General features: G+C 76.1%; 16 protein-coding genes and 1 pseudogene. 12 read left to right on the top strand and 5 right to left on the bottom strand.

Annotated features, from left to right (window positions below; all coding sequences use genetic code 11):
- Window positions 1-37 precede the first annotated feature (37 nt).
- Window positions 38-1,177, top strand: coding sequence for a tRNA 2-thiouridine(34) synthase MnmA (gene mnmA, locus ACHZ99_RS24435; protein WP_420306881.1), 1,140 nt, complete (start codon window positions 38-40; stop codon window positions 1,175-1,177).
- Between the two features lie 42 nt (window positions 1,178-1,219).
- On the opposite strand, the gene ACHZ99_RS24440 is transcribed toward mnmA, so the two are convergent.
- A complete protein-coding gene (locus tag ACHZ99_RS24440) occupies window positions 1,220-2,026 on the bottom strand; it encodes an alpha/beta fold hydrolase (RefSeq protein WP_420306882.1) in 807 nt (268 codons plus the stop codon).
- Window positions 2,027-2,127: 101 nt separating this feature from the next.
- On the opposite strand from ACHZ99_RS24440, the gene ACHZ99_RS24445 reads away from it, so the two are divergent.
- The 11 genes from ACHZ99_RS24445 (at window position 2,128) to ACHZ99_RS24495 (ending at window position 18,283) form a co-directional block, all read left to right on the top strand.
- Complete coding sequence (locus ACHZ99_RS24445; protein ID WP_420306883.1) at window positions 2,128-2,676, top strand: TIGR00730 family Rossman fold protein; 549 nt, start codon at window positions 2,128-2,130, stop codon at window positions 2,674-2,676.
- 12 nt (window positions 2,677-2,688) lie between these two features.
- Window positions 2,689-3,393, top strand: a complete 705-nt coding sequence (locus tag ACHZ99_RS24450; protein WP_420306884.1) for an SDR family oxidoreductase — start codon at window positions 2,689-2,691, stop codon at window positions 3,391-3,393.
- A gap of 31 nt (window positions 3,394-3,424) precedes the next feature.
- Window positions 3,425-4,510 (top strand): methionine synthase, encoded by a 1,086-nt coding sequence (locus ACHZ99_RS24455; protein ID WP_420306885.1) that lies wholly within the window; start codon window positions 3,425-3,427, stop codon window positions 4,508-4,510.
- Between the two features lie 15 nt (window positions 4,511-4,525).
- Entirely contained in the window at window positions 4,526-6,685 is a 2,160-nt protein-coding gene (gene ligA / locus ACHZ99_RS24460) for an NAD-dependent DNA ligase LigA (protein ID WP_420306886.1), read from the top strand.
- 150 nt (window positions 6,686-6,835) lie between these two features.
- A complete protein-coding gene (locus tag ACHZ99_RS24465) occupies window positions 6,836-9,037 on the top strand; it encodes an EAL domain-containing protein (RefSeq protein ID WP_420306887.1) in 2,202 nt (733 codons plus the stop codon).
- A gap of 268 nt (window positions 9,038-9,305) precedes the next feature.
- Window positions 9,306-9,602, top strand: coding sequence for an Asp-tRNA(Asn)/Glu-tRNA(Gln) amidotransferase subunit GatC (gatC, locus tag ACHZ99_RS24470; RefSeq protein WP_420306888.1), 297 nt, complete (start codon window positions 9,306-9,308; stop codon window positions 9,600-9,602).
- A complete protein-coding gene (gene gatA, locus ACHZ99_RS24475) occupies window positions 9,599-11,107 on the top strand; it encodes an Asp-tRNA(Asn)/Glu-tRNA(Gln) amidotransferase subunit GatA (RefSeq protein ID WP_420306889.1) in 1,509 nt (502 codons plus the stop codon). Before gatC ends, gatA begins: the two co-directional genes overlap by 4 nt.
- Entirely contained in the window at window positions 11,104-11,343 is a 240-nt protein-coding gene (locus ACHZ99_RS24480) for a hypothetical protein (RefSeq protein WP_420306890.1), read from the top strand. Before gatA ends, ACHZ99_RS24480 begins: the two co-directional genes overlap by 4 nt.
- Before the next feature lie 37 nt (window positions 11,344-11,380).
- The gene (gene gatB, locus ACHZ99_RS24485; RefSeq protein ID WP_420306891.1) at window positions 11,381-12,874 is read left to right on the top strand and encodes an Asp-tRNA(Asn)/Glu-tRNA(Gln) amidotransferase subunit GatB; all 1,494 of its coding nucleotides are present in this window, start codon (window positions 11,381-11,383) and stop codon (window positions 12,872-12,874) included.
- Window positions 12,875-12,998: 124 nt separating this feature from the next.
- Window positions 12,999-15,236 (top strand): MMPL family transporter, encoded by a 2,238-nt coding sequence (locus ACHZ99_RS24490; RefSeq protein ID WP_420306892.1) that lies wholly within the window; start codon window positions 12,999-13,001, stop codon window positions 15,234-15,236.
- A gap of 47 nt (window positions 15,237-15,283) precedes the next feature.
- A complete protein-coding gene (locus ACHZ99_RS24495) occupies window positions 15,284-18,283 on the top strand; it encodes a helix-turn-helix transcriptional regulator (RefSeq protein ID WP_420306893.1) in 3,000 nt (999 codons plus the stop codon).
- Between the two features lie 178 nt (window positions 18,284-18,461).
- On the opposite strand, the pseudogene ACHZ99_RS24500 reads toward ACHZ99_RS24495, so the two are convergent.
- The 4 genes and pseudogenes from ACHZ99_RS24500 to ACHZ99_RS24515 all read right to left on the bottom strand — a co-directional run.
- A pseudogene (locus tag ACHZ99_RS24500) lies at window positions 18,462-18,578 on the bottom strand (LuxR C-terminal-related transcriptional regulator); the annotation flags it as partial.
- Between the two features lie 127 nt (window positions 18,579-18,705).
- On the bottom strand, window positions 18,706-21,771 hold the full coding sequence (locus ACHZ99_RS24505) for a helix-turn-helix transcriptional regulator (protein WP_420306894.1): 3,066 nt from the start codon (window positions 21,769-21,771) through the stop codon (window positions 18,706-18,708).
- A gap of 262 nt (window positions 21,772-22,033) precedes the next feature.
- Entirely contained in the window at window positions 22,034-22,189 is a 156-nt protein-coding gene (locus ACHZ99_RS24510; protein WP_420306895.1) for a hypothetical protein, read from the bottom strand.
- A 195-nt stretch (window positions 22,190-22,384) separates the two neighbouring features.
- Window positions 22,385-25,438 (bottom strand): helix-turn-helix transcriptional regulator, encoded by a 3,054-nt coding sequence (locus ACHZ99_RS24515; protein WP_420306896.1) that lies wholly within the window; start codon window positions 25,436-25,438, stop codon window positions 22,385-22,387.
- Between the last annotated feature and the right edge of the window lie 2 nt (window positions 25,439-25,440).

The raw sequence follows: 25,440 nt of genomic DNA on the forward strand, positions 1-25,440 counted from the left end.
ACGGTTCCGCCCCGGGGCTCGTTACCCTGGAGGGGCTATGACACCGCCAGCGACACACCCGGCCCGCCCCGCCCGTCTGAAGGTCCTCGCCGCCATGTCCGGCGGCGTCGACTCCGCCGTCGCCGCCGCCCGCGCCGCCGCGGCCGGACACGACGTGACCGGGGTGCACCTCGCGCTCTCCGCCAACCCGCAGTCCTTCCGCACCGGCGCCCGCGGCTGCTGCACCGTCGAGGACTCGCACGACGCCCGCCGCGCCGCCGACGTCATCGGCATCCCGTTCTACGTCTGGGACCTCGCCGAGCGGTTCCGCGAGGACGTCGTCGAGGACTTCGTCAGCGAGTACGCCGCGGGCCGTACGCCCAACCCCTGCCTGCGCTGCAACGAGAAGATCAAGTTCGCGGCGCTGCTGGACAAGGCGCTCGCCCTCGGCTTCGACGCGGTGTGCACCGGCCACTACGCCAAGGTCGTCACCCGCGCCGACGGCGGCCGCGAGCTGCACCGCGCGGCGGACGCCGCCAAGGACCAGTCGTACGTCCTCGGCGTGCTGGACGAACGCCAGCTCGCGCACGCGATGTTCCCGCTCGGCGACACCGGCACCACGAAGGCCGAGATCCGCGCGGAGGCGGCGGAGCGCGGGCTGTCCGTGGCCGAGAAGCCCGACAGCCACGACATCTGCTTCATCGCCGACGGCGACACCCAGGGCTTCCTCGCCCGCCGCCTCGGCACCGCCGAGGGCGACGTCGTCGACGAGTCCGGCGCCCGCGTCGGCACCCACTCCGGCGCGTACGGCTTCACCGTGGGCCAGCGCAAGGGCCTCGCGCTCGGCCACCCCGCCGCCGACGGCCGGCCGCGCTACGTGCTCGACATCTCGCCCGTCGACAACACCGTCACCGTCGGCCCGGCCTCGTCCCTGGACGTCGAGGCGCTGACCGCCCTGTCGCCGCGCTGGTGCGGCACGCCGCCGGCCGGCCCCGGGACGTACACCGCGCAGCTGCGCGCGCACGGCGGCGAGACGCCGGTGACCGCCGAGGTCGTGGACGGCGAGCTGCGGGTGGGCTTCGCGGAGCCGGTGCGGGGGGTCGCGCCGGGGCAGGCGGTGGTGCTGTACGACGGCACCCGGGTGGTCGGGTCCGCGACGATCGCGACGACGCGCCGCGCGGGCGCGCCGGTGGCGTAGCGCGGCATCTCCTGAAGAGAAGGCCCCTTCGGGGGAGCGCGGCTACGCCGTCAGGAACTCCGTGAGCGCCGGCGCCACCGCCTCCGGCGCCACCTCGTGCGTCTGCCCCTCCAGCAGCGCGAAGCGGCCGTCGCGCACGGTCTCCGCCACCCGGCGCGCCGCGTCGCGGATCCACTCCCAGCTCGCCCCGCCGGCCAGCGCGAGCACCGGCACGGACACCTCCGCCAGCCGCGCGGCCGGCAGCCGGCCGTCGCCGAGGACGTCGTGGTCGTACGCGAGGGTGGGCGCCAGCGCCGTGAAGTCCGCCCACATGGGCATGGCCTTCATCTCGCGGACGGCCTCCGGCGGCGCGCCCACGCCGCCGATGAAGTGCGCCACCGCGCCGTCCCGGTCGCCGGCGGCGAGCAGTTCGTGCAGCCGGGCGACGTCCGCCGCGTGCTCCGCGTCCCCGTCGCCGCCGTCGTCCCCGGGCCGGAACGGCGGCTCGTAGACCGCGAGGCGGGTGACCGGCAGCCCGGCCGCCGCCGCGCGCAGCGCCAGCGCCGCGCCCGAGGACATGCCGTACACCGCGGCGCTCCCGCCGACCGCGTCGATCACCGCGGCCAGGTCCTCGACCTCCCGCTCCGCGACCCCCGTCGGCGGGATGCGGCCCGCGGTCGCGTCGCCGCTGCCGCCCCGGCCGCGGCGGTCGTACAGTACCGCGGTGCGGTCCGGGGCGAGCAGGTCCGCCAGCGGCGCGTCGACCCCGCGGGTGCACAGGGCGCCCTGGACCAGCACCACGGGCGGGCCGTCGCCGCGGGTCTCGTACGCGAGCGGGGTGCCGTCGGCGGAGGTGGTGAGATGCGTCATGGGTACTCCTCGTGGGTAGGGCGGCTGCCCGGATAACGACCGGATCGGCGGCCGGAAATCATCGGTCCACGACACCGGGCCCCGCGCGTACGGTGTCAGGTATGAACATCTGCGTCTTCCTCTCCGCCGCCGACCTCGACGCGCGCTACACGGAGCCCGCCAGGCGCTTCGCCGAGCTGCTGGGCAAGCGGGGGCACACCCTGGTGTGGGGCGGGTCGGACGTGGGACTGATGAAGGTGGTCGCCGACGGGGTGCAGGAGCACGGCGGGCGGCTCGTCGGGGTCTCGGTGACGTTCCTGTCGGACAAGGCGCGCGCGGGCGCCGACGAGATGGTCGTCGCCCGGGACCTGGCGGAGCGCAAGGCGGAGCTGCTCGGCCGCTCCGAGGCTGTCGTGATCATGGTCGGCGGCACCGGCACGCTGGACGAGGCCACGGAGATCCTGGAGCTGAAGAAGCACGGGCTGCACAGCAAGCCGGTGGTCCTGCTCAACAGCGCGGGGTACTACGACGGACTGCGCGAGCAGTTCCGGCGGATGGAGGCGGAGGGCTTCCTGCCGCTGCCGCTGACGGAGCTGATGTTCTTCGCGGACGACCCGGAGTCCGCCCTGACCTACCTGGAGGCCGGCGGCCCGGACGCGGCGGCGCGGTGACAGGATGACGGCATGAGCGAGACCACCACCCACCTGATCACCGGCGCCGGCTCCGGCATCGGCGAGGCGCTGGCGCGGCGGCTGGCCGCGCGCGGGCCCGCCGCCCGGCTCTGGTTCCTCGTCCGCGCCGAGGCGCGCGCCGCGGAGCTGGCCGAGCGCTTCCCCGGCGCGCGCACCGTCGTGGCCGACCTCGGCGCGCCGGGCGGGCTGGCCGGCGCGCTGGCGGAGCAGGAGCTGCCGGCCCGGCTCGACTCGCTGGTGCACGTCGCGGGCGTGGTGGAGCTGGGCCCGGTCGCCGAGACCGGCCCGGAGGTCTGGGACGAGACGCTCGCGGTCAACCTGACCGGGCCCGCCGAGCTGACCCGGCTGCTGCTGCCGCGGCTGCGGGCGGCCCGCGGGCACGTCGTGTTCGTCAACTCCGGCGCCGGGCTGAGCGCGGGGCCCGGGTGGGGCGCGTACGGCGCGAGCAAGCACGGGCTGAAGGCGCTCGCCGACGCGCTGCGCGCCGAGGAGGCCGGCGCCGGCGTCCGGGTCACCACCGTCTACCCCGGTCGCACGGCCACCCCGATGCAGGCCAAGGTGCACCGCCAGGAGGGCCGGGAGTACGACCCGGGGCGCTGGATCGACCCCGAGTCGGTGGCGACGACGCTGCTGACGGCCCTGGATCTGCCGCGCGACGCCCAGCTCACCGACGTGTCCGTCCGCCCCGGCCCGTAGCCCGGCCGCCCGGTCGGCATACCCTCACCTGGTGACTGAGACTGCGACGCGCCCGTGGGGTGCCGGTGCCGCCACCGGCGTGGGATCCATGCCCGGCACGGACGCGCGGGAGACCGCGCGCACCGTGACCGGCGAGGTCGGCGACTTTCCGTTCCTGCCCGAGCTGCCCGCGCGCGGGCCCGGCGCCGACATGGTCGGCCGCAGCGCCGGGATGCTCGTCGACGTCTACGCGCACCTTCAGCCCAGCGGCTGGCGCGTCGCCGACCGGCCGGGGCTCGACACCCGCCGGGCGCGCTCCTGGCTCGGCGAGGACCTGGACGCGCTGGAGGAGTTCACCCAGGGCTACACCGGCCCGCTGAAGGTCCAGGCCACCGGGCCGTGGACGCTGGCCGCCGCGCTGGAGCTGAAGGGCGGCGAGGCGGCGCTGCGGGACCCGGGCGCGTGCCGCGACCTGGCCGCCTCGCTCGCCGAGGGGCTGCGCGCGCACCTGTCGGAGGTACGCCGCCGGGTGCCCGGCGCCGAGGTGGTGCTCCAGCTCGACGAGCCGTCGGTGACCGCCGTGCTCACCGGCCGGATCGCCACCGCCAGCGGCTACCGCACCTACCGGGCCGTGGACCGCGCGGTGGTCGAGGGCACCCTGCGCGACGTGATCGACGCCGCCGGCGCCACCGGCGCCACCGGCGGCACCGGCGCGGCCACCCCGGTCGTCGTGCACTCCTGCGCCCCGGACGTGCCCTTCGCGCTGCTGCGCCGCGCGGGCGCCGCGGCCGTGTCGTACGACGCGGCGCTGCTGACCGCACGCCAGGACGAGGCGGTCGGCGAGGCGGTGGAGGCCGGGCTCGGGCTCTTCGCGGGCGTCGTGCCGGCGACGGCGGACCCGGCCGGGGACGCGGCGGCGGGCACGCCCGCCGGTGCGGGCCGAATGTCAGACCCTGCGGGTAGCGTCAGTGTGGTCAGGACGTTGTGGCGCAGGCTGGGGCTGTCGCCGCAGGCGCTCGCCGGCGGTGTGGTGATCACCCCGGCGTGCGGTCTCGCGGGCGCCGACCCGGAGTACGCCCGCCGGGCCCTCGCCCACTGCGTCCGCGCCGCGGGGTCCCTCGCCCGGGACCCGGAGTGACCACGGGAGGCCGGTGTGAGTACGGACAGCGCAGCGCGTGAGCGGCATCGGCAGCTGGCCGAGCAGATCGAGGAGCACCGCTTCAGGTACTACGTGACGACGCCCGTCATCAGCGACGCCGACTTCGACACGCTGCTGCGCGAGCTGGAGGCGCTGGAGAAGGAGCACCCCGGACTGGTCACGCCGGACTCGCCGACCCAGAAGGTCGCCGGGGCGTACGAGACCGAGTTCACCTCCGTCCAGCACCGCGGCCGGATGCTCTCCCTGGACAACGCGTTCACGGACGAGGAACTGGACGCCTGGGCCGACCGGATGGCCCGGGAGCTGGACCCCCAGCCGTACCACCTGCTGTGCGAGCTGAAGGTCGACGGCCTCGCGGTCAACCTGACGTACGAGCACGGGCGGCTGGTCCGCGGCGCCACCCGCGGCGACGGCCGCTCCGGCGAGGACATCACGCCCAACATCCGCACCATCGGCGAGATCCCGCACCGCCTCGACGGGGAGAACGTCCCTGACCTGGTCGAGATCCGCGGCGAGGTGTATTTCACGCTGACCGAGTTCCAGCGGCTCAACGCGGACCTGGTCGCCGAGGGCAAGCCGCCCTTCGCCAACCCGCGCAACTCCGCGGCGGGTTCGCTGCGCCAGAAGAACCCCCAGGTCAGCGCCTCCCGCCCGCTGCACATGGTGGTCCACGGCATCGGCGAGATCGACGGCGTCCGCCCCGACCGCCTCTCCGAGGCGTACGGCCTGCTGAAGGAGTGGGGCCTGCCCACCTCGCCGTACACGCAGGTGGTCGACGGGATCGACGGCGTGCGGGCGTACATCGCGCGCTACGCCGACCGCCGGCACGACGTGGCGTACGAGTTCGACGGCGTCGTCGTCAAGCTGGACGAGATCGCGCTCCAGGGCCGGCTGGGGTCCACGTCCCGCGCGCCGCGCTGGGCGATCGCGTGGAAGTTCCCGCCGGAGGAGGTCAACACGAAGCTGGTCGACGTCCGGGTCGGCGTCGGGCGCACCGGGCGGGTCACGCCGTACGCCGTGGTCGAGCCGGTGACGGTGGCCGGCTCCGAGGTCGAGTTCGCCACGCTGCACAACCAGGACGTGGTCAAGGCCAAGGGCGTCCTCATCGGCGACACGGTCGCGCTGCGCAAGGCGGGCGACGTGATCCCCGAGATCCTCGGCCCGCTGACGGACCTGCGGGACGGCAGCGAGCGGGAGTTCGTGATGCCCGCGGAGTGCCCCGAGTGCGGCACGGGCCTCAAGCCCATGAAGGAGGGCGACGTCGACCTGCGCTGCCCCAACGCCCGGTCCTGCCCGGCGCAGCTGCGCGAGCGGCTGTTCTACCTCGCCGGCCGCCGCTGCCTGGACATCGAGAACTTCGGGTACGTCGCCGCCACCGCGCTCACTCAGCCGCTGGAGCCGGCGGAGCCGCCGCTGAAGGACGAGGGCGGCCTGTTCGACCTGAAGGTCGAGGACCTGCTGCCCATCAAGTCGTACGTCCTGGACCAGGACACCGGCCTGCCCAAGCGGGACCCGGAGACCGGCGAGGAGAAGGTCGTCACCTTCTTCGCCAACAAGGAGGGCAGGCCGAAGAAGAACACCGAGCTGATGCTCGGTCACATCAGCGCCGCCAAGGACCGGCCGCTGGCCCGGGTCATCGCCGGGCTGTCCATCCGGCACGTCGGCCCGGTCGCCGCGGAGGCGCTGGCCCGCGAGTTCCGCTCGATCGACCGGATCATGGCGGCGAGCGAGGAGGAGCTGGCCGCCGCCGAGGGCGTCGGCCCCACCATCGCCGCCTCGCTGACGCAGTGGTTCGCCGAGGACTGGCACCGCGAGATCGTCGAGCGCTGGCGGGCCGCGGGCGTGCGGATGGAGGAGGAGGCCGATGAATCGGAAGATTCGCGTCCGCTGGAGGGTCTGACCGTCGTCGTCACGGGAACACTTCAGTCGCACACCCGGGACGGCGCGAAGGAGGCACTGCAGACCCGCGGCGCGAAGGTGACGGGTTCGGTCTCGAAGAAGACCGACTTCGTCGTCTCCGGTGACAACCCCGGGTCGAAGTACGACAAGGCCGTGCAGCTGAAGGTCCCGGTCCTCGACGACGCGGGCTTCGCCGTCCTCCTTGAGCAGGGTCCCGACGCCGCCCGCGAGGCCGCCGTGACGCCGCCCGAGTAGCCCCCGGCGCCGCATCCGTACGAAGCCCGACCGAAACCGGCGAGTCGGGGGCAATCGGGCGACCGCAGCCGATCGCCGCCCCTGACGGCCGTTCGCGGCCTAATGTGGATGGGCGCGCCGACGCGCGCCCCAGGCGGTGAGAGGGACGGGATGCGACCGACGGAGAGCACGGAACCGGCGCCGGTGCTGCGCCGGTTGGTGCTGCCCGCCCTGCCCTGGCTGGTGCGGGCCGCCGGCGCCCTGGTGTTCGCCCTCGGCCTGCTGCACGGGCTCCGCCAGGGCAACGCGCTCTTCCCGCGCGGCACCGCGGGCTGGGGCCTGGTCGTCCTCACGGTCCTGCTCATCGCCCATCTGGTCGCACCCGGCCGCGACCGCTGGTCCGGCGGGAACGGTTCGGCCGCCGCGCTCACCCTCGCCGTGCTGCTGCTCTACGGCTGGATCCCGGCCGCCCTCGTCAGCCTGCTGGTCATCCTCGCCGTCGGCGCCGTCCGCAGCCCGCACCGCCGCCAGGCGCCGCTGCACGGCGCCGTCGAGGTCCTCGGCATCTCGTCGGCCGCCGTCGTGCTGTGGACCTGCGGCGAGAGCCCCACGGTCGAGCGGCCCTGGGAGCCCGACACCTGGGACCTGTACGCGCTGCCCGAGCTGATCGCCGCAGCGCTCTCGTACGTCCTGGTGACCCGCGTGCTCACCTGGTACGCCACCCCCGGCCACCGCGACGGCCCCGGCCTGCTGGCCCGCGCCGCGCTGACCCGGCAGGGGCTGGGCGGCGCCGCGCTGCTCGGCATCGCGCCGCTCATCATCGTCGTGGCCGTCAACCGCCCCGTGCTGCTGCCCCTGTTCGCCGTGCCGCTCATCGCGCTCGACTCCAGCCTGTGGATGGCCCGCGCCCGCGCCGAGGAGCAGCTGCGCGACCCGCTGACCGGGCTGCCGAACCGCCAGTGGCTGCTGGAACGCACCCGGCACGCCCTCGGCGCCGCCGAGGCCACCGGCCGCCGCGCCGCCCTGGTCCTCATCGACCTTGACCGCTTCCGCGCCGTCAACGACACCCTCGGCCACCGCGCCGGCGACCGGCTCCTGCTCCAACTCGCCGACCGGCTCCGGCTCGCGCTGCCGCGCGGCGCGGAGGCCGCCCGGCTCGGCGGCGACGAGTTCGCCGTGCTCATCCCGCTGACCGACTCCGCCACCAGCGCCCAGCGGGTGGCCCGTACGCTCGTCGCCGCCCTCGGCTCCCCGCTCGACCTCGACGGGATGAGCCTGGTGCTGGAGGCCAGCGCCGGCGTCGCCGTCTACCCCGAGCACGCCACCGAGACCGAGGGCCTGCTGCAACGCGCCGACGTGGCGATGTACCAGGCCAAGCGGGACCGCAGCGGCGTCGAGGTCTACGAGGCCCGCCGCGACGGCAACACCCCCGACCGGCTCGGGCTGCTGGGCGACCTGCGGCGCGCGCTGCAGGCCCACGAGGTGGCCCTGCACTACCAGCCGAAGGTCGGCTTCGACGGCCGCGTCGTCGGGCTGGAGGCGCTGGTCCGCTGGGCGCACCCGGAGCGCGGGCACGTCAGCCCGGAGGAGTTCATCGCCATCGCCGAGACCTCGGGCCTGATGCCGGTGCTCACCGAGTACGTGCTGGAGACCGCGCTCGCCCAGGTCGCCGACTGGCGCGCCGCCGGCCTGCACGTCCCCGTCGCCGTCAACGTCTCCCCGCGCGACGTGCACACCCCCGGCTTTGCCGGCGCCGTCGCCGCCCGCCTCGCCCGGCACGGCGTCCCGCCGGGGGCGCTGCAACTGGAGATAACCGAGCACGTGCTGCTGGAGGACCCGCAGCGGGCGGCCGACACCCTCGCCGGGCTCACCGGGCACGGCGTGAAGATGTCCCTCGACGACTTCGGCACCGGCTACTCGTCGCTGGTCCACCTGCGCCGGCTGCCGGTGAGCGAGCTGAAGATCGACCGCTCGTTCGTGGCCCGGCTCGCCGTCGACCCGGAGGACCTGGAGATCGTCCGCTGCACCGTCGACCTCGCGCATTCCCTGGGCCTGCGGGTCGTCGCCGAGGGCGTCGAGGACGACGAGACCTGGGAGCACCTGCGCGACCTCGGTTGCGACGCCGTGCAGGGCTGGCTGGTCGCCGCCGCGATGCCGCCGCAGGAGACGACGGCGTGGCTGCGCGCCCGCGGCCCGGGCCCCCCGGGGGCCAGGGCGCTCCCGGCCGCGCCGGGCGCCGCGCGCGAGACGGCGGGCGAGGAGGCGGCCCGGACGCCGGCCGGAGCGCCGGGCGAGACGGTCGCGGCGGGGCCGGAGCCGGACGAGGCGGAGGAGCCGGTGGGACCGGTCGGGCCGGTGAAGCCGGCGAAGTGACCGGCGGCGGGCGCGGTGGCGCGCTCGCGGGCCCCAGCCGCCCCCGCCGGTACGCCCGGACCCGCAGTACGCCCGGACCCCCGGTACGCCCGGCCCTCCGGGCCGCCCGGGCCCCCGCGGACGCCCGGACCGCCCCCCGTCGCGCGGTCCGGGGCGACGGCCGGGACGCGGCCCGTACCGCCCCGCCGGGAAACCCGGTCGGGCACAGCGCCCCGCGCCCCATAGGATTGGCCCGAAACCGTCACACCACCCTGTGAGGATGACCCGCATGCCTGGCATCACGCGCGAGGAGGTCGCCCACCTCGCCCGGCTGGCGCGTCTGGAGCTGAGCGGTGAGGAGCTGGACCACTTCGCCGGCCAGCTCGACGCCATCATCGGCGCGGTCGCCCGCGTCTCCGATGTGGCCGGCGAGGACGTACCGCCGACCTCCCACCCGCTGCCCCTGACCAACGTCATGCGCCCGGACGCCGTCCGGCCGAGCCTGACCGCCGAGCAGGCGCTCTCCGGCGCGCCCGCGCAGGAACAGCAGCGCTTCAAGGTGCCGCAGATCCTGGGGGAGGAGTGACCGTGGCGGACAGCTCGGGAATCATCAGGCAGACCGCGGCGGAGACCGCCGCGAAGATCGCCGCCGGCGAACTCACCGCCGTCGAGGTCGCCGAGGCGCACCTGGCGCGCATCGACGCCGTGGACGAGAAGGTGCACGCCTTCCTGCACGTCGACCGCGAGGGCGCGCTCGCCCGCGCGCGGGCCGTGGACGCCAAGCGGGAGCGCGGCGAGAAGCTGGGCCCGCTGGCCGGGGTGCCGCTGGCGCTGAAGGACATCTTCACCACCGAGGGCGTGCCCACCACCGCCGGGTCGAAGGTGCTCGAAGGGTGGATCCCGCCGTACGACGCGACCGTGACCCGGCGGCTGAAGGAAGCCGACGTCGTCATCCTCGGCAAGACCAACATGGACGAGTTCGCGATGGGCTCCTCCACCGAGAACAGCGCCTACGGCCCCACCGGCAACCCCTGGGACCTCACCCGGATCCCCGGCGGCTCCGGCGGCGGCTCGTCGGCCGCCATCACCGCCCACATGGCGGCGCTGGCCATCGGCACCGACACCGGCGGCTCCATCCGCCAGCCCGCCGCCGTCACCGGCACCGTCGGCGTCAAGCCGACCTACGGCGGCGTCTCGCGGTACGGGATGATCGCGTTCTCCTCCAGCCTCGACCAGGGCGGCCCGTGCGCCCGTACGGTGCTGGACGCGGCCCTGCTGCACGAGGTGCTCGCCGGGCACGACCCGATGGACTCCACCTCGATCGACGCCCCCGTGCCGGCCGTGGCCGAGGCCGCCCGCAACGGGTCGGTGGCCGGGATGCGGGTCGGCGTGGTCAAGGAGTTCCGCGGCGAGGGCTACCAGGCGGGCGTCGTCCAGCGCTTCGACGAGGCCGTGGAGCTGCTGCGGGAACTCGGCGCCGAGGTCGTCGAGGTGTCCTGCCCCACGTTCGACAAGGCGCTCGCCGCGTACTACCTGATCGCCCCGTCCGAGTGCTCCTCGAACCTCGCCCGCTACGACGGCCTGCGCTACGGCCTGCGCACCGGCGACGACGGCGCGCACTCCGCCGAGGCGGTCACCTCGCTCACCCGCGCGGCGGGCTTCGGCCCGGAGGTCAAGCGCCGCATCATGCTCGGCACGTACGCGCTCAGCTCCGGCTACTACGACGCGTACTACGGCTCCGCACAGAAGGTCCGCACCCTCATCACCCGCGACTTCGAGCGCGCCTACGAGCAGGTCGACGTGCTCGTCTCGCCGACCACCCCGACGACCGCGTTCCCCCTCGGCGAGCGGGTCGACGACCCCATGGCGATGTACCTCGCCGACCTGTGCACCATCCCGTCCAACCTGGCCGGCAACGCCGCCATGTCGCTGCCCTGCGGCCTCGCGCCGGAGGACGGGCTCCCGGTGGGGCTGCAGATCATCGCCCCCGCCATGGCCGACGACCGGCTCTACAGGGTCGGTGCCGCGGTCGAGGCCGCGTTCACCGCCCGGTGGGGCCACCCCCTGCTGGAGGAGGCACCCGCCCTATGAGCAAGTTCGCCAAGGCCAAGGACTTCAAGAAGTCCAAGGCCGGTCTGTACATGTCCCTCGCGTCCACGCTCTTCGGCGCGGTCGGTATCGCCAAGCAGATGAAACAGGCGCGCTTCGACGAGGACCGGCTGCGCCAGCTCGACGCCGCGGTGTCCGCCGCCGCCATGGCCACCGGCGTCGCCCTGCTGCTGCGCGAGCTGCGCCGGAAGAACGACGACGACATCCTCGCCGGCTGAGCGGGCCGCGCCGGGGTCGAGAGGCTGGAAGAGAGCTGTGACTGTCACGTACGAGGACGCCCTCGCGACGTACGAGCCGGTGCTGGGCCTGGAGGTCCACGTCGAGCTCGGCACCGCGACCAAGATGTTCTGCGGCTGCGCCACCACGCTGGGCGCCGGCCCCAACACCCAGACCTGCCCCGTCTGCCTCGGCCTGCCCGGCGCGCTGCCGGTGGTCAACGAGACGGGCGTGGAGTCGGCGGTCCGGATCGGGCTGGCGCTGAACTGCGAGATCGCCGAGTGGTGCCGCTTCGCCCGGAAGAACTACTTCTATCCGGACATGCCGAAGAACTTCCAGACCTCGCAGTACGACGAGCCCATCGCCTACGACGGCCACCTCGACGTCGAGGTCGACGGCGAGGTCTTCCGGGTGGAGATCGAGCGCGCCCACATGGAGGAGGACACCGGCAAGTCCACCCACGTGGGCGGCGCCACCGGCCGGATCCACGGCGCCTCCCACTCGCTGCTGGACTACAACCGGGCCGGCATCCCGCTGATCGAGATCGTCACCAAGCCGATCACCGGCGCCGGCGCCCGGGCGCCCGAGGTCGCCAAGGCGTACGTGGCCGAGCTGCGGGAGCTGATCAAGGCCCTCGGCGTGTCCGAGGCCCGGATGGAGCAGGGCCAGCTGCGCTGCGACGTGAACCTGTCGCTGATGCCGGCCGGCGCCACCGCCTTCGGCACCCGCAGCGAGACGAAGAACGTCAACTCGCTGCGCAGCGTCGAGCGCGCCGTGCGCTCCGAGGTCGTCCGGCACGCCGAAGTCCTCGACGGCGGCGGCCGGGTCGTCCAGGAGACCCGGCACTTCCACGAGGACACCGGCACCACCACCTCGGGCCGTACGAAGGAGGAGGCGGAGGACTACCGCTACTTCCCCGAGCCCGACCTGGTGCCCGTGGCGCCGTCCCGCGAGTGGGTGGAAAAGCTGCGCGCCGGGCTGCCGGAGCTGCCGCGGCTGCGCCGCAACCGGCTGCGCGAGGAGTGGGGCGTCTCCGCGCACGACATGCAGTCGATCCTCAACGCCGGCGCGATCGGCCCGATCGTCGCCACCATGGACGCGGGCGCGGACGCCGCGGCGGCGCGCAAGTGGTGGATGGGCGAGCTGGCGCGGCGGGCCAACGAGGACGGCGTGGAGCTGGCCGCGCTGGCCATCACGCCCGAGCAGGTCGCCCGGGTGGCGGCGCTGGTCGGGGAGGGCAAGCTGAACGACAAGCTGGCCCGCCAGGTCATCGCCGCCGTCCTCGCCGGCGAGGGCGGCCCCGACGAGGTGGTCGAGAAGCGCGGCCTGGCCATCGTCAAGGACGAGGGCGCGCTCGGCGCGGCGGTCGACGAGGCCATCGCGGCCAACCCGGGCGTCGCGGACAAGATCCGGGGCGGCAAGACGGCGGCGGCCGGGGCGCTGGTCGGCGCGGTCATGAAGGCCACCCGGGGCCAGGCGGACGCCGCCCGGGCGCGTGAGCTGATCATGGAGAAGCTGGGCGTAGCGGACTGAACATGTGAAAAAAGCCACTGATCGGACAAACGATCTCCCGCACCTGTAACAGTGGCAGCGCTGGTGCAGGAGTCTTTGAGGGCCGAACTCCCTGAAAGATCACGAATATCTCAGGGAGCCGCCCGTGTCCGGTCTCGCCCGGTGGTGTCTGCGCCGCCGACTGGTCGTCATGCTGCTCTGGCTCGCCGTCTTCGCCGGCACCGCCGTCGCGGCGGCCGTGCTGGGGCCGGCGTACTCGAACGACTACGACGTCCCCGGCACCGAGTCCGGGCGGGCGCAGGCGCTCCTGGCCGAGGGGTTCCCCGGCCTCGACGGCGCCGCGGACACCGTCGTCTGGCACGACGACGACGGGGTGCGCGACGCGCCGGCGCGGGAGCGGGTGGACGCGGCGCTGGCCCGGGTCGCAGGGCTGCCGGGGGTCGCGGACGTGGCCGGGCCGTACGGCTCGTACGATGCCGGCGCCCCCGCTGCCGCCGGCCGCGCCGCGGAAGGCGGCGGCGAGGGCGGCGCCGTCAGCGCCGACGGGCGTACGGCGTACGCCACCGTCACGTACCACGCCGGCGTCGACGACCTCGCGCCGGCCGACGTCCGCGGCGTCGTCGACGCCGCCGGGGCGGCGGCCGGCGACGGCCTGGAGGTCGCCGTCGGCGGTCCCGGGGCGGGGCTGACGCAGGCGCCGTCCGTGCACTACGGCGAGGCCGTCGGGGTGGCCGTCGCGGCCGTCGTGCTCTTCGTCGCCTTCGGCTCGCTCGCGGCGATGGCGCTGCCGATCGCGACCGCGCTGGTCGGCGTCGGCACCGCGTACTGGTGCGTCACCCTCCTCGGCCACGCCATGTCCCTCGCCGACTTCGCGCCGATGCTCGGCATGCTCATCGGGCTCGGCGTCGGCATCGACTACGCCCTGTTCATCGTCACCCGGCACCGCCGCGGTCTGCGCGAGGGGCTGCCGGTCGGCGAGGCCGCGGAGCGCGCCGTGGCCACGGCCGGGCGGGCCGTGGTCTTCGCCGGCGTCACCGTGTGCATCGCGCTGCTCGGCATGCTCGTACTGCGGCTGGACTTCCTCGGCGGCGTGGCCGTCGCCGCCTCGCTGACCGTCGTCCTCACCGTCGCCGCCTCCCTCACGCTGCTGCCCGCGCTGCTCGGCGCCATCGGCATGAAGGCGCTCAGCCGCCGCGAGCGCCGCGCGCTCGTCGAGAACGGCCCGCGGCCCGAGGTGCCGCGCGGGCTGGCCGCCCGCTGGGCGGCCGTGGTCCAGCGCCGGCCGCGGCTGCTGGGCGGGCTCGCGCTGGTGCTGATGGGCGTGCTCGCGCTGCCCGTCGCCGCGCTCCACCTGGGCACCTCCGACCAGGGCAACCACCCCGCGAGCGCCACCACCCGGCAGGCGTACGACCTGCTGGCCGACGGCTTCGGGCCGGGCAGCAACGGCCCGCTCACGCTCGTCGCCGGGCTCGACGGCGCGGCCGACCGGGTGGCCTTCGACGCGCTGCCCGGGAAGCTGCGCGGCACCCCGGGCGTCGCCGACGCCTCCGCCGCGGTCTACGGGCGGGGCGGCACCGGAATGATCACCGTCACCCCCACGACCGCGCCGCAGGACGCGGCGACGTCCCGGCTGGTGGACCGGCTGCGCACGGACGTGCTGCCGGACGCCGTCGACGGCACGTCGGTGCAGGTGCGGGTGGGCGGGCTCACGGCCGCCCACGACGACTTCGCCGAGGTGATCGTCGGCAAGCTGCCGCTCTTCGGCGGGGTGGTGATCGCGCTGGGCTGCGCGCTGCTGCTGGTGGCGTTCCGCAGCGTCGGCGTACCGCTGAAGGCCGCGCTGATGAACGTGCTGTCCGTGGCCTCGTCCTTCGGGGTGGTGGTCGCGGTCTTCCAGTGGGGCTGGGGCAGCGGGCCGCTCGGGCTGGGGGCGGCGGGGCCGATCGAGCCGTTCCTGCCGGTGATCATGATCTCGGTGCTCTTCGGGCTCTCGATGGACTACCAGGTCTTCCTGGTCAGCCGGATGTACGAGGAGTGGCGGGCCACCCGCGACAACCGGCGCGCGGTGCGGGTCGGGCTCGCCGAGACCGGCCGGGTGATCAACTGTGCGGCGCTCATCATGATCGCGGTCTTCTCGTCGTTCGCGCTGGGCGGGGACCGGATCATCGCGATGTTCGGGGTGGCGCTGGCCACGGCGGTGGCGCTGGACGCCTTCGTGCTCCGTACGCTGCTGGTGCCGGCGCTGATGCACCTGCTGGGCCGGGCCAACTGGTGGCTGCCGGGCTGGCTGGAGCGGCGGCTGCCGCGCATCGGCGTCGAGGGGCCCGGGGAGCCGGCGGCGGCCGAGCACATCGGGCTGCCGCGGGAGCCGGCCGTCCGCTGACGGGGGCCGGGGAGAAAACCGATTCCACGCTGTCAGTGCCGCGTGCCATGCTCGACAGTGTGCAGAGCCGATCCATCAGCCCGGTGTTCGCAGGCCGCCACGACGAACTGAAGACCCTCGACGGGGCGCTCGCGCGCGCCGCCCTCGGCGAGCCGCAGGTGCTGCTCGTGGGCGGCGAGGCGGGCGTCGGCAAGAGCCGGCTGCTGGACGAGTTCCTGGAGGCCGCCCAGGGCGCCGGCGCGGTCAGCGCGGTCGGCGGCTGCCTGGAGCTGGGCGCCGACGGCCTGCCGTTCGCGCCGTTCGCCACCGCGCTGCGCATGCTGCACCGCAGGCTCGGCGCCGAGCTGACGGAGCTGGCCGCCGGCCAGGAGCCGGTGCTCGCCCGGCTGCTGCCGGACCTCGGCCCGGTCGCGGAGGAGCCGCCCGGCCAGGACAGCCGGGCCCGCCTCTTCGAGCTGACCGTCGGCCTGCTGGAGCGGCTGGCCGCGGAGCGGACGGTGGTGCTGGCCCTGGAGGACCTGCACTGGGCGGACCGCTCCACCCGCGAGCTGCTGGGCTATCTCGTACGGTCCGTACAGGGCGCCCGGCTCGTGGTCCTCATGACGTACCGCTCGGACGACGTCCACCGCCGCCACCCGCTGCGCCCCTTCCTCGCCGAGCTGGACCGGCTGCGCTCGGTGCAGCGGCTGGAGCTGGCCCGGCTCAGCGAGGACGAGGTGCGCAGCCAGCTCGCCGGCATCCGCGGCGTGCCCGAGCCCGAGCGCGAGCTGACCGCCGAGGTGTACGCGCGCAGCGAGGGCATCCCGTTCTTCGTCGAGGAGCTGGCCCTCAGCGACGACGCCGGCCGGCTCAGCGACTCCCTGCGCGACCTGCTGCTCGTCCGGGTCGAGGCGCTGCCCGAGGGCGCCCAGCGCGTCGTGCGCCTCGCCGCGCGGAACGCGCGCGTGCCGCACGCCCTGCTCGCCGTCGTCTCCGGCCTCGCCGAGGACGAGCTGATCGAGGGCCTGCGCGCCGCCGTCGGGGCGAACGTGCTGGTGCCCGACGAGGAGGGCGAGGCGTACCGCTTCCGGCACGCCCTGCTCCGCGAGGCCGTCCTCGACGACCTGCTGCCCGGCGAGCGGACCCGGCTCAGCCGGCGGTACGCGGAGGCGCTGGAGGCCGACCCCGCCCTGGTCGCGGCGGAGGAGCGGACGACCCGGCTCGCGAGCTACTGGTACTACGCCCGGGACCCCGCCAAGGCCCTGCCCGCCGTGCTCGACGCGGTCGTGGAGACCCGCGCCCGGCACGCCTACGCCGAGCAGCTGAAGCTGCTGGAGCGGGCGCTGGAGCTGTGGGACGAGGTGCCGGCGGCCCAGCGCCGGGAGCTGCCGCTGCCCGGCGGGATGGAGTCGTATCCGCCGTGCGGCTGCGGGGACCGGCCGGAGGAGACCGAGCTGCACCTGGTCGACCTGCTGGCGCACGCCGCCTTCGCGGCCCGGCTGGACGGCCAGTGGGAGCCGGCGCTGAAGTTCGTGAAGAAGGCCCTCGTGGTCGTCGACGAGACCCGGGCCCCGCTGCGCGCCGCCTGGTTCTGGCTGGAGCGCTCCAAGCTCACCGCCCTCGCCGGCCGCGGCGACGGCCGCGCGGAGCTGACCCGGGCGCACGAGCTGGTGCACGACCTGCCGGCGTCGGCCACCCACGCCGACGTCCTGGCGCACGTCGCGATGTGGGAGCTGCTGCACGCCTCCGGCCAGGGCAGCATGGCGCTCGCCGAGCGGGCCGTGGAGCTGGCCCGGCAGGCCGGCGCGGAGGACGTCGAGCTGGGCGCCCGGATCACGCTGAGCACGCTGCGCTCGGCCACGAGCGACTCCGCCGCCTGGATCGCCGAGCTGTACGAGATCCGCGACCTGGCCGCGGAGCGCGGGGCGTACCGCCAGCTGAGCCGCGCGTGCATCAACCTCTGCGACGCGCTGGAGAAGGCCGGCCGGTCCGCGGAGGCGGTCGAGGCCGGTCTCGCCGGCATGGCGGACATGCACCGCCGCGGGCTGTACGACTCCGCCGCCTTCGCCGCGCTCAACGTCGTGGAGTCGCTGACCTCGCTCGGCGAGTGGGACCGGGCCGAGCAGCTGCGCCAGGAGTGGATGCGGTTCGCGGTCGGCTCCCGCAGCACGGCCTCCGTCGCGCTGCGCCGGGCCGAGCTGGCGCTGCTGCGCGGGGAGTTCGGGCTGGTGCCGGAGCTGATCGCCGCGGCCCGCCGCTACCGGGGCCGCAACGACGGCGAGCCGCAGTACGAACTGCCCTTCGCCGCCGTGGAGATGAGCGCGCTGCGGACGCTGGGCCGGGTGCCGGAGGCGCTCGACGTGCTGGAGCGCCCGCTCGCCCCGCTGGTGGGGCCCGGCCAGGAGACCTACGTCTGGCAGCTGCTGTGCGCGGGCGCGCGGCTGACGGCGGACGTCGCCGGGGAGCCGGGCGCGCCGGAGGAGCGGCGCGCGGCGATCGTGGCGCGGCTGGCGGAGGTGGCGGCCACGCTGCCGGCGTCCGGCCCGCTGTGGACGCCGCTGTCCCGCCTCTTCGCCGCCGAGCTGACCCGCTCCCGCGGCACGTCCGACCCCGGCGCGTGGGCGGCGGCCGCGGCGGCCTACGAGCCGCTGGGCCACCCGCACACGCTGGCGCACATCGCGCACCGCCGCGCGGAGGCGCTGCTGCTGGACGGGGCCCGCGACGAGGCCGCCCCGCTGCTCGCCGAGGCCCACGCGACGGCGGTCCGCCTGGGCGCGGTCCCGCTCCGCGAGGCCGTGGAGCAACTCGCCGGGCGGGCCCGCATCCCCCTCGGCCCGGCCCGCCGGCCGCCCGCCGACCCGGTGGCGGCGCTGGGCCTGACGGCCCGGGAGACGGACGTGCTGCGGCTGGTGGCGGCCGGCCGCAGCAACCGCGAGATAGCGGAGGTCCTGTTCATCGCGCCGAAGACCGCGAGCGTGCACGTGTCGAACCTGATGGCGAAGCTCGGGGTGTCGAGCCGCGGCGAAGCGGCGGCGGTGGCGCACCGGTTGCGGCTGTTCGAGGACTGACCCCGCGGGAGCGCGGCGGCACCGGGGCTCCCGGACGCCCGATCACCCGGTCGCCGGGAGGTCCGGTGCGGACGCCCGTGCGGTGGGCTGCCGGGACGGCGCGGCGTACGCGGCCCCGGGTGCCGACCCGGGCGTACGCCCCGGCGCGGGGCGCCCGCCGGGCACGTACGGGCCCGCCTCAGGCGCTTTCGAAGAGCCGCAGCCGGTGGGCGACCGCCGCCGCCTCGCCCCGGCTCGACACCCCCAGCTTGGCCATCAGGTTCGACACGTGCACGCTTGCCGTCTTCGGCGCGATGCTGCGTCTTCCCGGGGGGACACCCCCGGACCCCCGGGCTCCTCGGCGATCTGCCGGTTGGTGCGCCCCGCCGCCACCTGCCGCAGCACGTCAGGGCCGCACTCCCCGGGGGCCCGCGCCCTCCGCCTTACCCGCCCTCGAAGAGCCGCAGCCGGTGCGCCACCGCCGCCGCCTCACCCCGCGCCCCCACCCCCAGCTTCGCCAGGATGTTCGACACGTGCACGCTCGCCGTCTTCGGCGCGATGAACAGCTCCTCGGCGATCTGCCGGTTGGTGCGCCCCGCCGCCACCAGCCGCAGCACGTCCGTCTCCCGGGCCGTCAGCCCCAGCGACTCCACCGGGTCCGCGGGCGGCGCCGCCGCCCCGGCCGCGGCCGCGGCCTCGCCGGGTCCGGGGAGCGGGATCCTGGCGCGCGCCGCCAGCCGCGCCACGCCGTCGCGCAGCGGCACGGCGCCCAGCGCGTCCGCCACCGCGTGCGCCTGCGCGAGCAGCTCCGCCGCCCGCTCCCGTACGGACGCCCCCGCACCGCCGGCGAGCAGCGCCTCCGCCCACCGGTACCGCACCCAGGCCAGCTCGTGCGGCCGCTCCAGCGGCTCCAGCGCCGACGCCGCCGCCTCCCACGGCGCCGGGTCCGACCCGCCGCGCGCCCGGGCCAGCTCCGCGGCGAAGTACCGCTGCCACGCCGCCCACACCGGCGTCGGCGTGTCCACCCGCCCCGCCGCCCGCTCCAGCCGGTCCAGCAGCTCCGCGCGCCCCTCGGCCGCCCCCGGCAGCCCGCGCACGTCGCCCTCCGCCGCCGCGGCCGAGACCAGCAGCTGCCACAGGTACGACTCGTGCCCCAGCTCCGGCAGCTCCGCCAGCCCCTCCGCGAGCACCGCCCGCGCCTGCCCGTACCGCCCGCGCTCCATCAGGATCCGCGCCTCGATCTGCACCATCCGGAAGCTGCCCTGCGGCTCCGTGACGCTCGCGCCGCCCTCCTCGCGCGCCACCGCGAGCAGTTCCCCGGCCCGGTCCAGGTCGCCGCGGAACAGCGCCAGCCAGGCGGCGGCCAGCGCGGCGAACGCGCGGGTACGGGCCTGCGCCCCGTACGACCGCAGCCCGGCCAGCTCGCGCTCGGCGGCGTCCCACTCGCCGACGGACATCATCGCGTCGACCATGTTGCACCCGATGAAGGCGACCGAGTCGCGGAGTCCCTGCCGCCGGGCCGCCGCGAGGCCCGTCCGCGCCGCCTCGATGGCCGCGCGGGACCGGCCGGTCATCTCCAGCACGGACGCCAGGTTGTTGTGCGCCCGGCCGATCACGGTCGGGGCGCCGCAGCGGTCGGCGGCGTCGCGCAGCTCGTACAGCTCGGCGATGCCGCGGTCGACGTCGGCCGCGTGGGTGCGGAGCGTGGCCAGCGTGATCCGCGCGTGCAGCTCCACCTCCGTCGCGCCGACCAGCCGGGCCTGCTCCACCGCGCTCTCCGCCAGCGGGATGCTCTCCGGGTCCGGGCTGTGCAGCATCTTCCACAGCGCGGCGGTCGCCAGCACGTCCGCCTTCACCGGCGACGGCGGCCGCCCCGCGACCAGCTCCTGCGCCCGGCCCAGCTCCGTCCAGCCGTCGCCGCCGCCGCTGCTCACGACCTGCCACTGCCGCTCCAGCCAGAACCACGCCGCCCGCTCCGGCTCCGCCGCCTCGTCCAGCAGCTCCAGCGCCCGGCGGGTCAGCGCCCGCGCCTGCTCGTGCGCGTCGTCCAGCCGGGCCGCGACCACGGCCTCGGCGAGCAGATCAAGAAAGTGCAGGTGGGGGCGGTCGGCGCAGCCGCACAGCGGATACGACTCGGCGTAGCGCGCGGCCGGCAGCTCGCGCGGCTGCTCCTCCGGCACCTCGTCCCACAGCTCGATGGCCCGCCGCAGCAGCGCCAGCTGCTCGGCGAAGGCGTGCCGCGTGCCCGCCTCCGCGGCCGCCCGGAGCGCGGCGGGCAGCGCCCGGGCGGCGTCCCGGGCGTGGTACCAGTGGCTGGCGAGCCGGGCGGCGTGCTCCTCCGGGCGGACCAGCGCGGGGTCGGCCGCCAGCGCCTCGGCGTAGCGGCGGTGGAGCCGGGAGCGCTCGCCGGGCAGCAGGTCGTCGCCGGTGGCCTCGCGCAGCAGGGCGTGCCGGAAGCGGTAGCTGTCGGCGCCCGGCCCCTCCGCGGCGGGCATCAGGATGCCGGCGTCGACCGCCGGCCGCAGCGCCTCGATCAGCTCCTCCTCGCCCTGCCCCGACACGGCGAGCAGCAGCCCGAACTCCACGGTCGAGCCGGCCTCCGCGGCGGTCCGCAGCACCCGCTGCGTCGCCTCCGGCAGCGTCTCGACCCGTACGAGCAGCAGGTCGCGCAGCGAGTCCGACAGCGCGTCCGGCGAGCCGCCGCAGTCCAGCAGGGCCGTCAGCTCCTCGACGAAGAACGGGTTGCCGTCCGAACGCTGGAAGATCGTGTCCACCAGGTGCGGCAGCGGGCCGGCCCCCTGGATCGCGGTGATCTGGCCGATCACCTCCTGCCGGGTGAAGCGCGCCAGCTCCACCCGCTGCACCGTGCGCAGCCGCTCCAGCTCGGCGAGGAAGGGGCGCAGCGGGTGGCGGCGGTGGATGTCGTCCGAGCGGTACGAGCCCAGCAGCACGACGCGGGCGCCCTGCACGGACCGGATCAGATAGCCGAGCAGCTCGCGGGTGGAGCGGTCGGACCAGTGCAGGTCCTCCAGCGCCAGCACCACCGTCCGCTCCGCGGCCAGCCGCTCCAGCAGCCGGGCGGCGTGCTCGAAGAGCCGGGCCTTGGCGCCGGCGTCGTGCCGGTCGCCCGGCTCGTCCACGCCGCCGGGCCCGGCCAGCTCGGGCAGCAGCCGGGCCAGCTCGGCCTCGCCCCCGCGGGCGGCCCGCGCCAGCTCGTCGCCGAGCGCGCGGTGCAGCGCGCGCAGCGCGGTGGCGAACGGCGCGAACGGCAGCCCCTCGGCGCCCAGCTCCAGACAGCCGCCGACCGCGACCACGGCGCCGGCCCGCTCGGCGCGGGCGGCGAACTCCTCCAGCAGCCGGGTCTTGCCCACCCCGGCCTCGCCGCCGACCAGCACCGCCTGCGGCACGCCGGCACCGGCCCGGTCCAGCGCGGCGCCGAGGGCGCGCAGCTCGTCGGCCCGGCCGACGAGCACGGGGCTCACGCAGGTGATCGTCACAGGTGAGAGCATCGCACAGGGGTACGGCGGGAGGGCAGCCCTCCGCGGCGCGCGGCCGGGGGCGTCGGGAGCGGGTGCGGACGACGAGAGCGCCCGACCCGCGCTGCGCGGGTGGGCGCTCTCCGGTTCCGGCCCCCGGGGGGCCGGCGTTCGGTCGGGGCGGCGGCCGCTCAGTACGGCAGCGGCCGGCCGCCCGGTGTCCGCAGGTCCAGGGGCGGGGTCTCGCGATCCCGCGGCCTGGCCCGCACTCTGATCCGTCGCACGGCCCGTCACCTCACGCGGCCTTGACCCAGCGGGACAGCACGCGCGCCCGGCGGGCCTCGCGGCGCTGCTCCCGGCGGGCGGTGGCCGCCTCGCGGGCGAGCCGGTACGCGGCCGCCTCGCGGCGCAGGTCGGCGGAGCGGGTCTCGTGCATCTGGTACGCGAACATCTTGTTCTCCCCGGTGTTTCGGCTGCTCTCCTGCTTTCGTGACTCCAGCTTCGCGGCCCAGGGGGGTCCGCCACATCGGGAGACTTCCGCATCTCCGGCCGCCCGCCGCCTTACCCGGGGCCCCTACGCGCCTGTACGCGTCTAAGGCCCCCGGGGCGGGGGCCTTAGACGTGCCTGCGAACCGCGCGGGTGTACTTAGGCGTCCTCGAAGAGGTGCAGGCGGTGGGCCGTCGCGGCTGCTTCGCCGCGGCCGGAGACGCCCAGTTTGGCCATCAGGTTGGACACGTGCACGCTCGCCGTCTTCGGCGAGATGAACAGCTCCTCGGCGATCTGCCGGTTGCTCCGGCCCGCCGTCACCAGCTTCAGCACCTCCTGCTCCCGCGACGTCAGCCCCAGCGCCCGGACCGGGTCCGCCGGTGCCGGGCCCGGGCCGCCCAGCGGCACGCGGGCGCGGGAGGCGAGGGCGGTGACCGCCGTGCGGAGGGGGACGGCGCCGAGGGCGGCGGCCGTCGCGTGGGCATCGGCGAGCAGGCCCGCCGCGCGGTCGCGGTCGCCGCAGGTCAGCAGGGCCTCCGCCCAGCGGTGCCGGACGCGGGCCAGTTCGTACGGCCGGTCCAGCGGCTCGAACGCGGCCGCCGCCGCGGCCCACGGCAGCGGGTCGGGGTCGCCGCCGGCGCGGGCCAGCTGCGCGTCGAGGAACAGCGCGTGCGCCGCCCACACCGGCGCCGAGCGGGACAGCTCCGCCGCCGCGCCGCGGATCCGCGCCAGCGCCGCCGCGCCGCCGCGGGCGAACGCCGGCGTCCGCCGCCCGTCGCCCTCGGCCTCCGCCGCCACCTGAAGCAGCAGCCACGCGTACCGGTGCACGCCCGGTGCCAGCCCGGCGTCGATCGTGCGGGCGGCCTCCTCGCGGGCGCCCGTCAGGTCGCCGCGCGCCGCCGCGACCCCGGCCGTCAGCGTGCTCAGCGGGATCGCCATCTGCGGCTGCGTCCGCTGCGGTCCGAGCCGGTCCCGCGCCGTGGCCAGCAGCGCCTCCGCGCGCGTGACGTCGCCGCGGAACAGCGCCAGCCGGGCCCGGGCCTGCATCAGGTTGCCGTACGTGAGGGCCACGACCGCGTCCCGCTCCGCCAGGTCGGCGATGCGCTCCGCCTCGTCCCAGCGGCCCATCGCCACCAGGGAGTCCATCTGGTTGCCGAGCGAGAACGCCACCTTGTCGCGCCGCCCCCGGCTCGCCGCCGCCCGCGCCGCGTCCGCCGCGACCTCCGCCGCCTCCGCCGAGCGGCCCAGGTTCTCCAGGGCCGCGGACAGGTTCAGCTCCGCCCGGGCCGCCGCCGTGTAGTCGCCGCCGCGCCGGGCCCGGTCGCGGGTCTCGCGCAGCACGTCGAGCCCGCGCTGCTCCTGGCCGGAGTCCTCCAGGTGGACCCCGTAGGCGACGCGGGCGTTCAGCTCCAGGTTCTCCGCGCCGGCCGCGGCGGCGGTACGTACCGCCAGCTCGGCCGCCGCCAGGCCCTCGGGGCGGCCCGGGCGGTGCAGCATCTCCCAGGCGGCGGCGCAGGCCAGCACCAGCGCCGGCACCCGCGACGGCGGCAGGCCGGACACCAGCCGCAGCGCGTGGTCGAGTTCGGCGCGGCCGTCGCCGCGTGCGAGGTCCTCCACCAGCCAGTGCCGCTGCACCCACAGCCAGGCCGCGCGCAGCGGCTCGGCGGTCTCGTCGACGGCCTCCAGCGCGCGCCGGGTCAGCGCGAGGGCCCGTTCCCGCTCGTCCGCGAGCCGGGCGGCGACGATCGTCTCGGCGAGCAGGTCCAGCTCGGTGAGCGGGGCGTCCCCGGGGCCCGCGACGTAGCCGGTCTCGTAGTCCTCGATGCGGTCGGCGGGCCGCAGGCCGGCGCGGACCTCGGGCGGCACGTCGTCCCACAGTTCCATCGCCCGCTTCAGCAGCTCGTACTGCTCCGCGAACGCGTGCCGGCAGCGCGCCTCCACGGCCGCCGCCAGCACCGCGGGCAGCGCCCGCGCCCGGTCCCGGCCGTGGTGCCAGTGCCGGGCGATGCGGGTGAGCCGCTGCTCGGCCCGGACGAGCGCCGGGTCGGCCTGGAGCACCTCGGCGTAGCGGCGGTTGAGCCGGGAGCGCTCGCCGGGCAGCAGGTCGTCGCGGACCGCCTCGCGCAGCAGGGCGTGCCGGAAGCGGTACGACTCGCCGTCCTCGTCGGGGACGAGCACGTTGCCGGAGACGGCCGCGCGCAGCGACTCCTCCAGGGCGTCCTCGCCGGCGCCGGTGACCGTGGCGAGCAGCGCGTGCTCGGCGTGGCCGCCGGCCTCGGCGGCGACCCGCACCACCCGCTGCGTGGGCTCGGGCAGCCGCTCGACGCGGACGAGCAGCAGGTCGCGCAGGGACTGGCTGATGCTGCAGTCGGGGTTGGCCGACAGCTCCTCGACGAAGAACGGGTTGCCCTCGCTGCGCCGGAAGATGTCGTCGGCGTGCGCGGGGGCCGGTGCGACGCCGTGGATGCCGGTGAGCTGGGCGGCGACCTCGCCGCGGCTGAGGGGGGCCAGCTCGACGCGGCGCACGGAGCGCAGCCGGTCCAGCTCGGCGAGGAAGGGGCGCAGGGGGTGGCGGCGGTGGATGTCGTCGGAGCGGTACGTGGCCAGCAGCACGAGCCGGGTGGCCTGGAGGGTGCGGAAGAGGTAGGAGAGCAGCTCGCGGGTGGAGCGGTCGGACCAGTGCAGGTCCTCCAGGGCGAGCACGACGGCGCGGTCGGCGGCCAGCCGCTCCAGGCCCTGCGCGGTCAGCTCGAAGAGCCGGGTGCGCCCGTCGCGCTCGTGCGGCGGGGCGCCGTCGGGGGGCGCGTACGAGGCGTCGGGCAGCAGCCGCGACAGCTCGTCCTCGCGGCCGGCGACGGCGGCGGAGAGGGCGTCGTCGCCCAGCTCCCGCTTCAGCGCCCGCAGGGCGGTGGTGAACGGGGCGAACGGCAGCCCGTCCGCGCCCAGCTCCACGCAGCCGCCGGCCGCGGTCACCGCGCCCGCCGCGCGGGCGGCGGCGAGGAACTCCTCGACCAGCCGGGTCTTGCCGACCCCGGCCTCGCCGGCCACCACCAGCGCCTGCGGCTCTCCCGCGCGGGCGCGGGCCAGCGCGGTGTCGAGTGTCTTCAGTTCTTCCGTGCGGCCTGCGAGGACGGGGCTGAGGCGGACGGCTTCCACGCCGCCGAGGATGTCATGCGCCTCCGCCCCGGCGACAGGTGCGGGCGGGGCCGTCATCG

The organism is Streptomyces sp. MAR4 CNX-425 (assembly GCF_048656465.1).
In the GTDB taxonomy this organism is placed as follows: domain Bacteria; phylum Actinomycetota; class Actinomycetes; order Streptomycetales; family Streptomycetaceae; genus Streptomyces.

Coding starts and splice junctions, on each gene's coding strand:
- mnmA (WP_420306881.1), top strand. CDS start 38: ATGACACCGCCAGCGACACACCCGGCCCGCCCCGCCCGTCTGAAGGTC.
- ACHZ99_RS24440 (WP_420306882.1), bottom strand. CDS start 2,026: ATGACGCATCTCACCACCTCCGCCGACGGCACCCCGCTCGCGTACGAG.
- ACHZ99_RS24445 (WP_420306883.1), top strand. CDS start 2,128: ATGAACATCTGCGTCTTCCTCTCCGCCGCCGACCTCGACGCGCGCTAC.
- ACHZ99_RS24450 (WP_420306884.1), top strand. CDS start 2,689: ATGAGCGAGACCACCACCCACCTGATCACCGGCGCCGGCTCCGGCATC.
- ACHZ99_RS24465 (WP_420306887.1), top strand. CDS start 6,836: ATGCGACCGACGGAGAGCACGGAACCGGCGCCGGTGCTGCGCCGGTTG.
- gatC (WP_420306888.1), top strand. CDS start 9,306: ATGCCTGGCATCACGCGCGAGGAGGTCGCCCACCTCGCCCGGCTGGCG.
- ACHZ99_RS24480 (WP_420306890.1), top strand. CDS start 11,104: ATGAGCAAGTTCGCCAAGGCCAAGGACTTCAAGAAGTCCAAGGCCGGT.
- ACHZ99_RS24495 (WP_420306893.1), top strand. CDS start 15,284: ATGCTCGACAGTGTGCAGAGCCGATCCATCAGCCCGGTGTTCGCAGGC.
- ACHZ99_RS24505 (WP_420306894.1), bottom strand. CDS start 21,771: ATGCTCTCACCTGTGACGATCACCTGCGTGAGCCCCGTGCTCGTCGGC.
- ACHZ99_RS24510 (WP_420306895.1), bottom strand. CDS start 22,189: ATGTTCGCGTACCAGATGCACGAGACCCGCTCCGCCGACCTGCGCCGC.
- ACHZ99_RS24515 (WP_420306896.1), bottom strand. CDS start 25,438: ATGACGGCCCCGCCCGCACCTGTCGCCGGGGCGGAGGCGCATGACATC.